Here is a 14,860-nt window from a genome sequence, read left to right on the forward strand (position 1 = left end):
TTTGAGTTTGGCTCTATCATAGTCCGCGTGGTCAAATCTTCTGGATCGTTGCGCTGATAGCTTTCATCTGCCGCTCGTTACGTTCGCTGTAGCGGTCAGTGAGATAGTCTGTGCGACCGCGCAGCAGCAGTGTCATCTTGAACAGCTCCTCCATGACATCCACTACGCGCTCGTAGTAGCCGGACTGGCGCATGCGCCCAGCCTCATCGAATTCCTTGTAGGCCATCGGTACCGAGGATTGGTTTGGGATGGTGAACATGCGCATCCACCGGCCTAGCAGACGCAGCGTGTTGACGACATTGAAGGACTGCGAACCACCGCAGACCTGCATGACGGCAAGCGTGCGGCCCTGGCTCGGGCGGACAGCCCCCATCTCCAGCGGTATCCAGTCGATCTGGTTTTTCATCACGGCGGTGATGGCGCCATGGCGCTCCGGGCTGCACCAGACCTGCCCCTCGGACCACAGGCACAGCTCGCGCAGCTCGACCACCTTGGGATGGTTCTCCGATACGCTGCCGGCCATCGGTAGTTCCATCGGGTCGAAGATTTTCACCTCGGCGCCGAAGTGCTCCAGGATGCGTGCCGCTTCCTCGGTCAAGAAACGGCTGAACGAGCGCTCACGCAGCGAACCGTAGAGCATCAAAATCCGCGGCGGGTGGCTGAGGTCGCCAGCCTGGACAAGCTTGTCCATGTTCGGCAGGTCAAGTTGCTCGGGATTGATGTTGGGTAGGTTCGCAATCTTATCCATGTTTGACGCGCCGTCCGTTCTCGTCGATCACACGTTCACCGTCTTCTTTAATGAAGGGGCCGCGTTGCGGCTCCGGGAGAATGTCGAGTACCAGCTCCGACGGCCGGCACAGCCGCACGCCAAGCGGCGTGACGACGAACGGCCGGTTGATCAGGATCGGATACGTAAGCATCATATCTAGCAATTCATCGTCGGATATCGCCGGATTATCCAGGCCCAATTCGAGGAAAGGCGTCCCCTTTTGCCTTATGGCCTCACGCACAGTCAGGCCGGCTCGTCCAATGAGATCGATTAGTGTTGTGCGGTCAGGCGGGTGTTTTAGATACTCAATCACGACTGGTTCAATACCGGCGTTCAGGATCATCCCCAGCGTATTGTTCGATGTGCCGCAGTCGGGGTTATGGTAGATCGTGACAGTCATCAGCTTTTCCTCCATTAAAAATTAAGCCAGGCGCAGCGCGAGCGCGACCAGCGTGATCAACAACACCGGCAAAGTCAATACGATGCCGACGCGGAAATAGTAGCCCCAGGAGATCTGGATATCCTTACTGGCAAGGACGTGCAGCCACAGCAGCGTGGCCAGGCTGCCGATCGGCGTGATCTTGGGACCGAGATCGCTGCCGATGACGTTGGCGTAAATCATGGCCTCACGCACCACGCCTTGCGATGTCGTCGCATCGATGGACAACGCACCGATCAGCACAGTCGGCATGTTGTTCATGATGGACGACAGGATCGCGGTGATGAAGCCTGTGCCGAGCGCCGCGCCCCATACGCCATAGGTCGCGCATTCGTTCAGCACGCCGGTCAGGTAGTCGGTGAGGCCGGCATTGCGCAGCCCGTAGACGACCAGGTACATGCCCAGCGAGAAAACTACGACCTGCCACGGCGCACTGCCCAGCACTTCGCGCGTCGAGATCTTGTGGCCGCGCGCAGCCACCACCAGCAGCAACGCCGCGCCCGCAGCCGCGACGGCGCTGATCGGCACGCCGAGCTGCTCCAGCCAGAAAAAGCCGACCAGCAGCAGGCCCAGTACCCACCAGCCGGTGACGAAGGTGGCGCGGTCATGGATCGCTTCTGCCGGCGCTTTCAATTGCGCCAGGTCGTAGTTGGCTGGAATGTCTTTGCGGAAGAACCACATCAGGGCGGCCAGCGTCGCCGCCACGGCCACCAAGTCGACTGGCACCATGACGGCGGCGTAGCGCGAAAAGCCGATGCCGAAATAGTCAGCCGACACGATGTTGACCAGGTTCGACACCACCAGCGGCAAGCTGGCTGTGTCGGCGATGAAGCCGGCGGCCATCACGAAGGCCAGCGTCGCCTTGGCCGAGAAGCGCAGCGCCCGCAGCATGGCGATGACGATGGGCGTCAGAATCAGGGCAGCGCCGTCGTTGGCGAACAGAGCAGCCACTGCCGCACCCAGCAGGACCAGCAGCACGAACAGTCGTTTGCCGCTGCCGCGTCCCCAGCGCGCGACGTGCAGCGCGGCCCACTCGAAGAATCCTGCCTTATCCAAGAGCAAGCTGATGATGATCACGGCCACGAAGGTGCCGGTCGCGTTCCAGACGATGTGCCAGACCACCGGGATATCTGCAATGTGGATCACGCCGGCCAGCAGCGCTACGGCGGCACCTGCGGACGCGCTCCAGCCGATGCCGAGGCCGCGCGGCTGCCAAATGACGAGGATCAAGGTGGCGAGGAAGATCAGAAATGCGATAAGCACGGCTAGTCCTTGTAAGTGTGTCAACAGTGGGAAGGAAAACCGGCCATCGAAGGGCGGTCGGAGCAAGGGTCATTAATCTGGTTCAGACCAGGATGGTGCCGATCTTGTCGATTTCGGCCTTCAGTTCAGCCTTGTCGTTGACCAGCGCATTAAGCGGCAGCGACAGGAACGCCTCGATGCGCGCGCGGATGATGCGGTAGGTCTGCTCGAAGGCGGTGTTGATCTCCTCCTCCGTGCCCACCACGTGGCCAGGGTCGTCAACGCCCCAGTGCGTGCGCAGCACCGGACCCAGATAGGCCGGGCAGGTTTCGCCGGCGGCGCTGCCGCAGACGGTCACCACGATATCAGGGGTCATCGGCAGGTCATTCCACGACTTGCTGTAGTAGCCTTCCGTCGAAATCCCCTTTCTGTGCAGCAGCTCAACGGCGCGAGGATGCAGCTTGCCGGCCGGCTGACTGCCGGCGCTGATGGCTCTCAGGCCAGCCGGCGCCAGATGATTGAACGTCGCCTCAGAGAGGACTGAACGGCACGAGTTGCCGGTGCAGAGAAACAGGATATTCACGGTGAGCATGAGGTAAAAAATTAAACGGAGGTTTCGCCGATGGCGTGAATTTCGCGCTCGATGGCGTTCTTTTCCAGCATGTGCAGCGGCAGGCTGACGAAAATGTTCATGCGCGCCATGATCTGGCGGAAGATGCGGTTGAACGCGACGCGTTTTTCTTCGTCGCTACCGACCACTGCGGCCGGATCTTCAAAGCCCCAGTGCGCCGACATCGGGTGGCCAGGCCAGTACGGGCAAGTCTCGCCGGCGGCGTTATCGCACACGGTGAAGATGAAATCCATATGCGGCGCGTCCGGCATGCCGAACTCGTCCCAGCTTTTGCTGCGCAGTGCATCGGTCGGATAGCCGGTGTGGGCCACCTGCTCGATGGCGAACGGATTGACCGTCCCACCAGGTTGGCTGCCTGCCGAAAACCCTTTGAAGCGGCCCTTGCCCATCGTCGTCACCAGGGCTTCGGCCATGATGCTGCGCGCCGAGTTGCCGGTGCAGAGGAACAATACGTTATAGACTTTTTCTTGCATGTGAATCTCCAGTTCAGGTGGGCGATTGGTTGGTGTCGCAGCCCACGGGACCACAGGGAACACCGCCGCAGCAGTTCTCGGTCAGGTAGCCGATCAAGCCGTTCATGACGCCGATATCGGCCGAATAGATGACGAAACGGCCTTCGCTGCGCGACATGATCAGCTTGGCGTGCGTCAATTCCTTCAGGTGAAACGACAGAGATGACGGTGCAATATCGAGCTGTTCGGCGATCTTGGTGGCGGCCATCCCGTCGGGTCCGACCTGCACCAACAGCCGAAAAATGCTCAGCCGACTTTCCTGTGCGATGGCCGCCAGCGCGGCCAACACTTCCTTGGTATTCATAGTCTTTACTTTCACAATTCAATAAGTATTGAACTATAATACCCCATAAGCTACGACACTTCAAAGAATATCGAATCAATTTGACGGCTTGATGACATTAGAAGGAACACCGCATGCACCGTCCCTGGCACACCATCGGCATCCTCGCCTTTACCCAAATCACCTCCTGGGGATCGCTCTACTATGCATTCAGCATCCTGGCGCCCAGCATTGGGCACGACTTGGCCCTACGACATTATATGGAAAGAAATTATCGTCCCGGGAAACCTCACGCTATACAGGTGTCGGCAAGAGCAGCGTACATGACGCCAAGGTGCGGTTTGAGCGGTCCAATTTAGCCTGGCCGCTCCCGCCGGAGATCGGGGATGACGACCTCGAACGCGCCTTGTATCCAGGGCACGTCGGTGCGGTCCGGAATGTTACGCCAGAGATCGATTTCGCAGCAATCCATCTATCAATCAAACAGCCCGGCGCCACACTATCGATTCTGTATGAGGAATGGCAGCTAACCACGCCTCTGGAAAACCGCATTTGTTACTCACATTGGTGCAGGCTGTTCAAGCGTTTTCAGAAATCACTTCAGATTTCAATGCGCAAGGTCGACGCTTATGGCGAGGTCGCGTATGTGGACTACTCAGGCGTAACAGTCGGCATCACCAATGCCGAGACGGGCGATGAGACGCAAGCGCAAATATTCGTTGGAGTACTGGGCGGATCGAGCTATACATTTTGCGAGGCGAGCGCCACGCAAAAGTCTCGCGACTGGATAGCGTCACACGTCCGGATGTTTCAATACTTCGGCGGCGTCCCACGCGTAATTGTGCCCGACAACTTGAAATCGGCGGTGACCAAGGCCCATCGCTTCTCGCCGGTCATCAACGAGACCTACCTGGCGATGTGCCGGTACTATGGCACCAACCCGTTCCCTGCACGCGCCTACAAACCCAAGGATAAGCCCAGAGCGGAAGCGGGGGTACTGTTGGCCCAGCGGTGGATATTGTTCGTTCTGCGCCGGCGAAAGTTCTTCTCGATTGGCGAACTGAACCGAGAAATCGCGGTGCTCCTGACGAAACTTAACGGCCGTGCATTTCAAAAAATACCTGGTAGTCGGTTTAGTCGCTGGCTGGAGCACGAAAGGCCGGCGTTACTGCCACTGCCGATCCAGCGTTACGAGATTGCCGACTGGGGAAAAGTGAGAGCGGGGCAAGACTACCATGTGCGCGTCGAACAGCATTTTTACAGCGTACCGTTTCAGCTAAAAGGCGAGGAGCTGGAATATCGGCTGACCGAACATATGCTGGACCTTCTCCACAAGGGGAAAGTCATCGCCATACATGTTCGTAACCGGGTGGCCGGCGCGACAAGCACGATGCCGGAGCACCAGCATCCGTCCCACCGAGCTGTGGGAAGCTGGTCGGCGGAGCAAGCCGCGGTTTGGGCTACCGGCATTGGCCCGAACGTCAGCGTCATGCTCCAGCTACAGCTCTCAAAAACGCATGGACATCTGTTCGGCTACCGCATTACCGAGGCGATGAGATCACTGCTGAAAACCTACGGCGCCGAGCGCTTGGAGGCCGTATGCAAATACGCCTTGGCCCACAAGGTAACCGGCAGCGATTCGCTACGAAGCATCCTTTCAAAAAAACTTGATTTGCTGCTGCCGGACGAGTCGTCAATCGTTCCGGATGAGCAAATTACTCACAAAAATATACGCGGTGCCGGCTATTACAGCGAGCTGCTTAGCAACCCTTCGGAGGACGAATAATCATGATCAACGACACCATCGAGAAACTGAACGGCATGAAGCTGCTTGGTATGGCTGCGGAGCTGGAGCGACAACTGGCCGCTCCTTCTTCAAGCGATCTGCCATTCGAGCACCGCGTCCGCAGCATGGTCGACCATGAAACCACAATGCGTGAAAATAAGCGCCTGCAGGTGCTTCTCAAGAAGGCTCGCCTTCCGGACAATGCATGCATCGAGGATATCGACTATAGAAGTGCGCGCAGCTTGGACAAGTCAGTGATGCTGTCGTTGACGACACTGGATTGGATCAGGTCTGCGCACAATTTGGTGCTTACTGGCCCCACCGGGACCGGCAAGACCTGGCTATCCTGCGCGCTGGCCAACCAGGCATGCAGGATGGGCCTGCCAAGCTTTTTCATACGCGTGCCGGCCCTCATGGAGAGCCTTCTTGCCGCGCGGGCCAGCGGCGTGTTTAGTCAACGCATCGAGCAGCTAAAAAAATTCGATCTGCTCATCCTCGACGACTGGGGCATCGACACTTTTTCAAAGCGCGCGCAAAACGATTTGCTTGAACTGATTGATAGCCGGCTCGGTAAAAAATCACTCATCATCACCAGCCAAATCCCAATGAACCTATGGCACGATGGGCTCGATAACAAAACCATTGCAGACGCGGTGATGGATCGGATTGTTCACAGCTCATATCACATTCAGTTGGCCGGCGAAACGATGCGAAAAATGAATAGCCCCAACACGAAACGCGTTCCCAAGGCAGTCAAGAAGTAACGGTGGCAACATTGAGCAAATGAAGTACCGCCACCGCGTCTTCTCGCGGCGGCGCTAGAGGGCGTGGATCTCGCCCGATATTTGGCGCAAACGCAGGCGCAGATGGGAAGTGAAGTGTCCGGGTAGGAGAATCACTGCCCGGGTACGAGATTGACTGTCCGGGTAGGAGAACAGGTGTCCGGGTAAAAATGCCAACAGGCGTCCGGCTTCAAATACCATTCGGTGTCCGGTTTGACATGAGAATCACTGTCCGGCTTGAGGAGAATACTCACTCGCCGCGACGAGCGATCAGCAGCAAGTCATAGCCCCGTTGACCGAGGCGCTCGGCATACACTGCACCGATACCAGACGAGGCACCGGTAATGACTGCGGTTTTACGGAGAAATTGGGACATCGTGAATTCTTTTAGTATCTAAAATATGATGATCATCATATTTTTGTTAAAAAAAAGCCGGCGCGCTTATCCGGCTGTAGGAGTGAATTGCTTCATTGTGGCTGTGCGCAAAGCCTCGGACAGGGCGGGATCATCCACCGCGCGCGCGATCATGGTAGTACCGATGAGGGCACATAGCATTGCCATTGCCTGCTCATGCGCTTGCTGCTGGCCCCAGCCAGGCAACTGACGTGCAATCAAATCGACCATCTCCTTGATGTGCAAGGTGACGGCATGTCGCACATCCGGTGTCTGTCTTGGCATTTCCGAACCCAGTGCACTAACCGGACAGCCTGTCTCAATTGAACTCATGTGTTCTGGCGACAGGTATGCCTGCATAATTGCTTGCAACGCCTGTCCCGGTGGGGCCGACGCTGCCACCCTGGACGCTAGCGCTGCCGAATCGGCGAAAGCTTTCCTGCCAGCTTCGGCCAGAAGGGCATCGCGCGAAGCAAAGTGCGCGTAGAAACCGCCGTGCGTCAAGCCAGCTTCCTTCATGATGTCGGCCACGCCGGTACCATCATAGCCGCTGCGGCGAATCGCGCGCGCCGCAACCTCAACGATGCGATCATGCGAGATTTCCTTTCGGCTCTTGCCTGTGGATTTGGTAGATCTAGTCTGCATGACGATCATCATATCCTATTTTTTGTTTGGATGCACGCCGTGCTCAGAGTTAGTTTGTCGAGCCTAGTGCTGTTGAGTAGGAAATTCGAGTGAGCCGCGTGGTATTGCCAGGTATATTCGACGCTGGAGAGCCAAACCGCCGAGGCTGCTGGGACGGAAGCCGCCGCACAGCAGTTACCCAGAAGCTGCCGTGAGCCAAGTGAATCAGTGGATAAGGTCTTCCCTGGCCATCCAATGGAGAACGACCGGTCCGTTTGAAGCCCATTTTTTCGTAAAATCCAATAGCTTGCCCGTTCTGCTCATTAACATCCGTTGTCATGTTGGAATGGAGCGTTAGACCGTGAGCAACTAGAGCTGCACCAATTCCCAATCTTCTGAAGGCAGGGTCAACGAACAGTGCCTCCATATGGCTGTTATCGATAAGCATGAATGCTTGAGGATAATCGTTAGCGTCCACTGCCAACCAGAGAACAGCTTTCGGAAGGAAGTCGCAAACCAATTCCTCAATGGCTTTGCGGTCCTCTGGGTTCAGAAAATCATGTGTTGCATCAACTGCATGCCGCCAGATTTCGACAGCGCGTGCGCCTTCGTCCGGACGAGAAAGTCGAATGGTAGTCATTGTGTGGTATGTGTTTATAAAGCGGGGGCATTCTAGCATCAGAAATGCGGCTCTTGATCGACGAAGCTACCGGGCAAAGGGCGGCAAAGGAGTGGCTGGCGACATTGATGCCAGTCCACCTGACCCCTCTGATATCCCCGTTCGTCCCCTGAAAGCGGCGTTTAATCGTCGTTTTTTGCAGTTGGTCGCATGACGATTGCCTGTCAGCCGGCGCTTCAATAAAGTGACATGGTAGACAAATAACCAATCGTTTCGTGGGGGCTTCTCATGCTGAATTTCGTGCTGTGGCTGGTGTTGCTGTTTCTCTGCTGGCCGCTGGCGCTGCTGGCGCTGGTGCTGTATCCGCTGATCTGGCTGATTACCTTGCCGTTTCGCCTGATCGGCATCGGCGTCGAGGGCGTGTTCGAGCTGTTGCGCGCCGTTGTCATGCTGCCGGCGCGCATCCTCGGTGGTAATCCGCGTTAGAAATTCACCAGGAAACCCGCGCCGATCGATTTCTTCGCATAGTTGTAGTCGATCAGGCTTTGGCCGTAGCCGGTGAAGCCCTGCACATAGCCTTTCAGATTCGCCGCAACCGGGAAGGCCCAGCCGACCTGCAAGGCGCCGTGGTCGGTGGCGAAATTGCGCCGCGCCACCAGCGACAGTTCGTGACCGTCCCAGCGATAGGTGGCGTGAACGTCGCCGTGTCCCATGTAGTCGGTGATGTCGATGTTGTCGTTGTCCGAACGGGCGTTGTCCAGACGCTTCCACAGGCGGAACGAGACGCCGAACTTGCCTTTCTCCGCTCCCACCTCCGCATACAGCCGGTTCCAGCTACGCGACAGCGTGCCTGTCTGGCCGTTCGACTGGTGGTTCAGGCCCAGCGTCACGCGACGCACGTCCAGCACGCCCAGGTCCAGCGCCAGCGGCGTGGTCAGCATCAGCTCCGGCTGGTAATTGGTTTCGCGGAACGGGCTGGACGCTGCGCGATTGTAGGCCTGCCAGAAGCTGTTCTGCGTGTAGCCGAACCACAAATCCACCGGCGTGTTCAGCAGCTGCTCGATCAATTTCATTTTAAAGCTGATCTGATACGTCAGTTCCACATGCTTGGATTTCAGGCCGGTCGGCGTAAACTCTTCAAAAGGCGCATCATTGGCACTGCTGCTGTAATTCGCCAGTAACAGGTAGGTGGAATGATGGGGGCGGAAATTGAACACGCCACGTTTGGACGAGCGATCGAGTTCCCATTCCTGCACCATGCGCGAGACGGTGTCTTCGGCGGGGATGGTGGTCAGCTCCGCCACCTTGGGCGGGACGTTGGGCTCGGGCGGCGGCGCGGCCGGCTGGGTGCGGGCCGGCGCGTCGGTGGCTTCCGCCACCTTGGCATTGATATCGGCGGCTGGCGCGACGATGGCGTTCTCGCCGGCGGCCTTCACCGTCGGCGCCACTTTCGCCAGGCCGTCGTAGCAGGCCAGGCGGGCGGAGGCATCGCCAAGGGCCGAACAGCGCTCCAGGCGCAGTTCAAGCTCGGAAGGCTGGGCTAAAGCCAGAACTGGCGCCATGCCTAAAGAGAGGAAAAGGGTAGTTTTTGGTCGCACACGCATGCAGTTGTTCCAGGTGAGAGTTAAGCTAGGAAATTATGCATCACACTACATTAATTGCCACTAGTCACGTCGCACGCTAAGCACTCTTGAATTCGGCAACTATCGCCGCACTTGAGACTTCCGAAGCAGTATCCCCAAGGAGATTGTAATGACCCGCAAGACCCCCATCGAGCGCTATCGCAATATCGGCATCAGCGCCCACATCGACGCCGGCAAAACCACGACCACCGAGCGCATCCTGTTTTATACCGGAGTCAACCATAAAATTGGTGAGGTACATAACGGTGCGGCCACGATGGACTGGATGGAGCAGGAGCAGGAACGCGGGATCACCATTACCTCGGCCGCCACCACCGCCTTCTGGAAAGGCATGGCCGGCAATTTCCCTGAACACCGCATCAATATCATCGACACGCCGGGCCACGTCGACTTCACGATTGAAGTCGAGCGCTCGATGCGCGTGCTGGACGGCGCCGTGATGGTGTATGACGCCGTCGGCGGCGTGCAGCCGCAATCGGAAACCGTATGGCGCCAGGCGAATAAATACGGTGTGCCGCGCATTGCCTTCGTCAACAAGATGGACCGCGTTGGCGCGGACTTCTTCCGCGTGCGCGAACAGGTTGCCAACCGCCTCAAGGGGGTGGCCGTGCCGATCCAGGTGCCGCTGGGCGCCGAGGATAATTTCCACGGCGTCATCGACCTGGTGAAGATGCGCGCGATTAACTGGGATGACGAGACGCTGGGCGTGAAGTTCACCTATGAAGACATCCCGGCCGAGTTGCAGGCTGTGGCGCAGGAATGGCGTGACAAGATGGTCGAAGCGGCCGCTGAAGGCACGCCCGAGCTGCTGGAAAAATACCTGGACGGTGGCGTGCTGACCGAGGAAGAGATCAAGACCGGCCTGCGCCTGCGCACCATCCGCAATGAGATCGTGCCGATGCTGGCCGGCAGCGCCTTCAAGAATCGCGGTGTGCAGGCCATGCTGGACGCGGTGATCGAGTATCTGCCGTCGCCGGTGGATGTGCCGGCGATCGCCGGGACCGATGAAGAAGATAATCCGATCGAGCGTCATCCGACCGACGAAGATCCGTTCGCAGCGCTGGCCTTCAAGATCATGACCGACCCGTTCGTCGGCCAGCTGACCTTCTTCCGCGTGTACTCGGGCGTGGTGAATTCCGGCGACACGGTCTACAACCCGACCAAGTCGCAGAAGGAGCGCCTGGGCCGCATCCTGCAGATGCATGCCAACGAGCGCAAGGAGATCAAGGAAGTCTACGCGGGCGACATCGCCGCTGCGGTGGGCCTGAAGGGCGTGACCACCGGGGATACGCTCAGCTCGCCGGATCATGTGATCGTGCTGGAGAAGATGATCTTCCCCGAGCCGGTGATTTCGCAGGCGGTGGAGCCGAAAACCAAGGCCGACCAGGAAAAGATGGGCATCGCCCTGAACCGCCTGGCACAGGAAGACCCATCGTTCCGCGTGCATACCGACGAGGAATCGGGCCAGACCATCATGTCCGGCATGGGCGAGTTGCACCTGGAGATTCTGGTGGACCGCATGCGGCGTGAATTCGGCGTCGAGGCGACTGTCGGCAAGCCGCAGGTGGCTTACCGCGAGACGATCACCAAAACCGCCACCGATGTCGAGGGCAAGTTCGTCAAGCAGTCCGGCGGCCGCGGCCAATATGGCCACGTGGTGCTGACACTGGAGCCGCTGGAACCTGGTGGCAAGGGCTATGAGTTTGTCGACGCCATCAAGGGCGGCGTGGTGCCGCGCGAGTTCATCCCGGCGGTCGACAAGGGTATCCAGGAAACGCTGAAGCAGGGCGTGCTGGCCGGCTATCCGGTGGTTGACGTGCGCGCCACGCTGACCTTCGGCTCGTACCACGATGTCGACTCGAACGAGAATGCCTTCCGCATGGCCGGTTCGATGGCCTTCAAGGACGGCATGAAGCGCGCCGGTGCGGTGCTGCTGGAGCCGGTGATGCAGGTGGAAGTGGAGACGCCGGAAGAGTTCATGGGCAACGCCATGGGCGATCTGACGTCGCGGCGCGGCATGGTGCAGGGCATGGACGAGATCCCTGGCGGCGGTGGCAAGATCATTCGTGCCGCCGTGCCGCTGGCCGAGATGTTCGGCTACTCGACCACGCTGCGCTCATTGACGCAGGGACGGGCGACCTACACGATGGAGTTCAAGAACTATGCTGAAGTTCCGAAACACATCCTGGAGCAGATCGCCGTGACCAAGGCCAAAGCTTAAAAGGCCTTGACCTTCAGCTGTACGGAGATGCCTCCGTACAGCCGGTCCTTGTACGACGGGATGATGCCGATGTTGACACCCACCCGCTTGTACTCATAGCTCAATGTCGGAATGGCGGCGGGGAACCAGCCGCCATTCCGCATTTTCGGGTAGCCGTCGAAGGCGCCAAGCACCGCACCGATGCGCACCGGGCCGATCTTCCACGGCTGGTAGTAGACGCCGAGGTAGTTGGAATAGGCACGGTCGCTATTGTAGAAGCGGCCCGCCGTGGCCGATGCCACCGTCGAGAAGCGCCATTCGGCGCCCAGGCCGCCATTGGCACCGTTCAGGTCTTTATTGCTCTGGAAGTGCCAGGTGTGGAAACCGCCGTTCAGCCACACTTCATTCAGCGGCGCCGATTCGATGGTCTCGAAGGTATCGGCCAGCGCCGCGCCAGACATGCAGGCCAGCAGCGCCAGGCCGGCAATACGCAAACTTTTGATCATCCGAAGCTTTCTTCGTCTAGGTTGAGGACGTTGGATTATAGCCGTGTATCATGCTTGGATGAAATTCCAATCCCGTCCCATCTTGCTGGCGCTGGTGGCCTGCGCCGGCAGCGCGCATGGCGCCGAGTGGCGCGGCCTGCTGGACGTGCGCGCGGTGGACGCCGACGCCAGCCGCAGCTTTCTCGATGGCGGCATGGGCAAGCTGCGCTACGACGGGGATTCGCCGCGCGTGAGCATCGGCCAGGCCGTGCTGCGCGGGGATTTCGATGTGGCGGACAGCATCAGCGCCAGCGTCGAATTGAGCGCCGATCAGCAGCATCGTGGGCGCGTGGTGGATGTGCGCGAGGCCTGGCTGGCGTGGAGTCCGCTACCATCCGGCGCATGGAAAACCCGCGTCAAGGCAGGCTTCTTTTTCCCGCCGACCAGCGTGGAGCTTGACTACGACAGCGTCGGCTGGGTGCCGAAGCACACGATTTCCAGTTCCGCCATCAACAGCTGGATCGGCGAGGAGCTGCGCACCAACGGCATCGAGTGGAGCGCTCGCCGGCTCGGGCGCTACGTCGATGCGCCTTACGACATCGGCCTGGTGGCGGCTGTCTTCAACGGCAATGACCCGACCGGCACGCTGCTGGCGTGGCGCGGCTGGTCGATCAGCGACCGCATCGGCGGCCGCAACGACGCCTTGTTGCTGCCGGATCTGCCGGCCTATGCGCCCGGCGGCAGGATTCCGGCGCAAAGCCGCACCATCCATCCATTCCGCGAAATAGACGGCCGCCTTGGTTATTACGTCGGTGCCAATGTGGCTTTCGGTTCGACGCTGGAATTGGCGTCACTGCGTTACGATAATCTGGCGGACGCCACCGCCATCAAGGATGACCAGTGGGGCTGGCGTACACGCTTCAGCCATGTCAGCGCTGTTTGGCGGCCGCACGGCGCATGGGAATTGATGGCACAAGCGATGCGCGGCGATACGATGATGGGCCACAGCCTGGTGGCCGTGGATTTTCAGTCCTGGTTCATGGCAGCCAGCCATCCGCTGGGTCCGGGCACAGCGACGCTGCGGTATGACCGCTTCCGCACCACGGAGAACGACCGTATTCCCGGGGACCCGAACAACGAACGCGGCCACGCGCTGGCGCTGGCTTACGATGTGCCGCTGGCCGACAACATCTCGTTGATGACGGAAGCGCTGATGGTGCGCAGCGACCGCGCGGCTCGCCAGTTGATCGGCGAGCAGCCACTGCAAAAGGAGCGCAGCCTGGTGGTATCGCTGCGTTTCAGATGGTGACGCGCCAGCCGCGCTTGTAGGCATATGCCATCGCCAGCCAGAATACGGCGGTGAACGTCGCTGCGAACGCCATTGATGCAAACTCGGCGCCGAACGCCGGCGCCAGCGGCGCGCGGAACACCTTTTCGTACAACGGCCCCATCACGCCGCTGGCCGACAGCGCGCACGCCGCCAGCCAGGCACCGGCGTAGGCGGCAATCGCGTTCACGCCCATGGCGCGTCCCAGCGGTGGCCAGTCGCGCACATCGATCAGCCAGTAGGCGATGGCGATTGCCAGCATGCCGAAACCGCCAGTCCACAGCACGAACGATGAAGTCCACAGCTGCTTGTTCAGCGGCAGCGCCAGCGACCACAAGCCACCAAGCAGCATCGCCATCACGCCGGCTGCGGCCAGCGCTGGAATGCGGTCTTTGCGCAGCAAATCGCCGGCGCGCATGCCGAGAATGACGGTGCCCAGCGACGGCAGCGTGCTGAGTATGCCCTCCGGCTCGTGCGCCAGTCCGGTGGCGGCGTTGAACTGGTAGGACAGCCGGCCGAGCAGGGCGGTATCGATGCGGTCTGCCAGATTGGCGTTCGGCTCGACGCTACCACAGAGCAGCGCCCAGTAACCGAGCAGGATCGCGGCCAGGACGGCCCACTGGGCGCGTGCGCCGGGCAGGTAGATCGCGATCAGGCCAGCGGCGGCAAAGCAGATACCGGTCCGCTGCAGCACGCCGAGCAGGCGGAAATGGGCGTCCATCGCAAACATCGATACCACGTTCAGGGCCACGCCAAGCAGCACGATGCGCGCGCCGCGCGCCAGCACGGCCTGCGCCAGTGGCCTGGTCGGCGCGCCGAGATCGAGCTGCCGGCCCATCGCCAGCTGGATCGACACGCCGACAATCAGCATGAACACCGGGAAGATGAAGTCGGCCGGCGTGCAGCCGTGCCAGTGCGCATGTTCCAGCCAGGGATAGATATGGGACCAGTCGCCGGCATCGTTCACCAGCAGCATGGCGGCCACGGTCAGGCCACGAACAGCGTCGACAGAGTTGATGCGCATCGTTATGTTTTAATAATTTAACCAGCGCGAACCTTACCACGCCATCCCTCGTCGGAGAGGTGTTTTCCCTCCCTTGAAGTAGTAAAGTTTCAACCAATTT

The 14,860-nt window shown here is 59.5% G+C and carries 15 protein-coding genes and 2 pseudogenes; 5 read left to right on the plus strand and 12 right to left on the minus strand.

Annotated features, from left to right (window positions below; all coding sequences use genetic code 11):
• Nucleotides 1–31 precede the first annotated feature (31 nt).
• From arsH to BLS51_RS21160, 6 genes are all read right to left on the minus strand, one after another.
• Complete coding sequence (gene arsH / locus BLS51_RS21135) at nt 32–748, minus strand: arsenical resistance protein ArsH (protein WP_090188028.1); 717 nt, start codon at nt 746–748, stop codon at nt 32–34.
• Complete coding sequence (arsC, locus tag BLS51_RS21140; protein WP_090188031.1) at nt 741–1,169, minus strand: arsenate reductase (glutaredoxin); 429 nt, start codon at nt 1,167–1,169, stop codon at nt 741–743. The genes arsH and arsC overlap by 8 nt, the downstream gene beginning before the upstream one ends.
• Nucleotides 1,170–1,190: 21 nt before the next feature.
• Complete coding sequence (locus BLS51_RS21145) at nt 1,191–2,471, minus strand: arsenic transporter (RefSeq protein ID WP_090188035.1); 1,281 nt, start codon at nt 2,469–2,471, stop codon at nt 1,191–1,193.
• Nucleotides 2,472–2,553: 82 nt separating this feature from the next.
• Nucleotides 2,554–3,033, minus strand: a complete 480-nt coding sequence (locus tag BLS51_RS21150; protein ID WP_090188487.1) for an arsenate reductase ArsC — start codon at nt 3,031–3,033, stop codon at nt 2,554–2,556.
• A gap of 20 nt (nt 3,034–3,053) precedes the next feature.
• Entirely contained in the window at nt 3,054–3,554 is a 501-nt protein-coding gene (locus BLS51_RS21155) for an arsenate reductase ArsC (RefSeq protein ID WP_090188042.1), read from the minus strand.
• A gap of 13 nt (nt 3,555–3,567) precedes the next feature.
• Entirely contained in the window at nt 3,568–3,897 is a 330-nt protein-coding gene (locus BLS51_RS21160) for an ArsR/SmtB family transcription factor (protein ID WP_090188046.1), read from the minus strand.
• Between the two features lie 91 nt (nt 3,898–3,988).
• Between BLS51_RS21160 and istA the strand changes: the two genes are divergently transcribed.
• Nucleotides 3,989–5,662, plus strand: a complete 1,674-nt coding sequence (istA, locus tag BLS51_RS21170; RefSeq protein ID WP_139168750.1) for an IS21 family transposase — start codon at nt 3,989–3,991, stop codon at nt 5,660–5,662.
• 2 nt (nt 5,663–5,664) lie between these two features.
• Entirely contained in the window at nt 5,665–6,426 is a 762-nt protein-coding gene (istB, locus tag BLS51_RS21175) for an IS21-like element helper ATPase IstB (RefSeq protein ID WP_217636473.1), read from the plus strand.
• Nucleotides 6,427–6,700: 274 nt separating this feature from the next.
• On the opposite strand, the pseudogene BLS51_RS29525 reads toward istB, so the two are convergent.
• From BLS51_RS29525 to BLS51_RS21185, 3 genes and pseudogenes are all read right to left on the minus strand, one after another.
• Nucleotides 6,701–6,820 (minus strand): annotated as a pseudogene (locus tag BLS51_RS29525) (SDR family NAD(P)-dependent oxidoreductase); the annotation flags it as partial.
• Nucleotides 6,821–6,886: 66 nt separating this feature from the next.
• The gene (locus tag BLS51_RS21180) at nt 6,887–7,495 is read right to left on the minus strand and encodes a TetR/AcrR family transcriptional regulator (protein WP_090188060.1); all 609 of its coding nucleotides are present in this window, start codon (nt 7,493–7,495) and stop codon (nt 6,887–6,889) included.
• 178 nt (nt 7,496–7,673) lie between these two features.
• Nucleotides 7,674–8,102: pseudogene (locus BLS51_RS21185) on the minus strand (acetyltransferase); the annotation flags it as partial.
• 267 nt (nt 8,103–8,369) lie between these two features.
• Between BLS51_RS21185 and BLS51_RS21190 the strand changes: the two are divergent.
• The gene (locus BLS51_RS21190) at nt 8,370–8,567 is read left to right on the plus strand and encodes a hypothetical protein (protein WP_090188066.1); all 198 of its coding nucleotides are present in this window, start codon (nt 8,370–8,372) and stop codon (nt 8,565–8,567) included.
• Here BLS51_RS21190 and BLS51_RS21195 read toward each other — a convergent pair.
• Complete coding sequence (locus BLS51_RS21195; protein WP_090188069.1) at nt 8,564–9,643, minus strand: phospholipase A; 1,080 nt, start codon at nt 9,641–9,643, stop codon at nt 8,564–8,566. The two genes, BLS51_RS21190 and BLS51_RS21195, sit on opposite strands and share 4 nt — an antisense overlap.
• A gap of 190 nt (nt 9,644–9,833) precedes the next feature.
• Between BLS51_RS21195 and fusA the strand changes: the two genes are divergently transcribed.
• The gene (gene fusA, locus BLS51_RS21200) at nt 9,834–11,945 is read left to right on the plus strand and encodes an elongation factor G (RefSeq protein ID WP_090188072.1); all 2,112 of its coding nucleotides are present in this window, start codon (nt 9,834–9,836) and stop codon (nt 11,943–11,945) included.
• Here the strand turns inward: fusA and BLS51_RS21205 are convergent.
• A complete protein-coding gene (locus BLS51_RS21205) occupies nt 11,942–12,430 on the minus strand; it encodes a hypothetical protein (RefSeq protein ID WP_090188075.1) in 489 nt (162 codons plus the stop codon). The genes fusA and BLS51_RS21205 overlap by 4 nt on opposite strands.
• 58 nt (nt 12,431–12,488) lie before the next feature.
• Here BLS51_RS21205 and BLS51_RS21210 point away from each other — a divergent pair, with 58 nt between their 5' ends.
• Nucleotides 12,489–13,718: a hypothetical protein gene (locus BLS51_RS21210; RefSeq protein ID WP_090188078.1), complete on the plus strand. Its 1,230-nt coding sequence runs from the start codon at nt 12,489–12,491 to the stop codon at nt 13,716–13,718.
• Here the strand turns inward: BLS51_RS21210 and BLS51_RS21215 are convergent.
• Nucleotides 13,708–14,760 (minus strand): acyltransferase family protein, encoded by a 1,053-nt coding sequence (locus tag BLS51_RS21215; protein ID WP_090188081.1) that lies wholly within the window; start codon nt 14,758–14,760, stop codon nt 13,708–13,710. The genes BLS51_RS21210 and BLS51_RS21215 overlap by 11 nt on opposite strands.
• Nucleotides 14,761–14,860 lie beyond the last annotated feature (100 nt).

This window comes from Duganella sp. OV510 (assembly GCF_900100205.1).
In the GTDB taxonomy this organism is placed as follows: domain Bacteria; phylum Pseudomonadota; class Gammaproteobacteria; order Burkholderiales; family Burkholderiaceae_D; genus Rugamonas.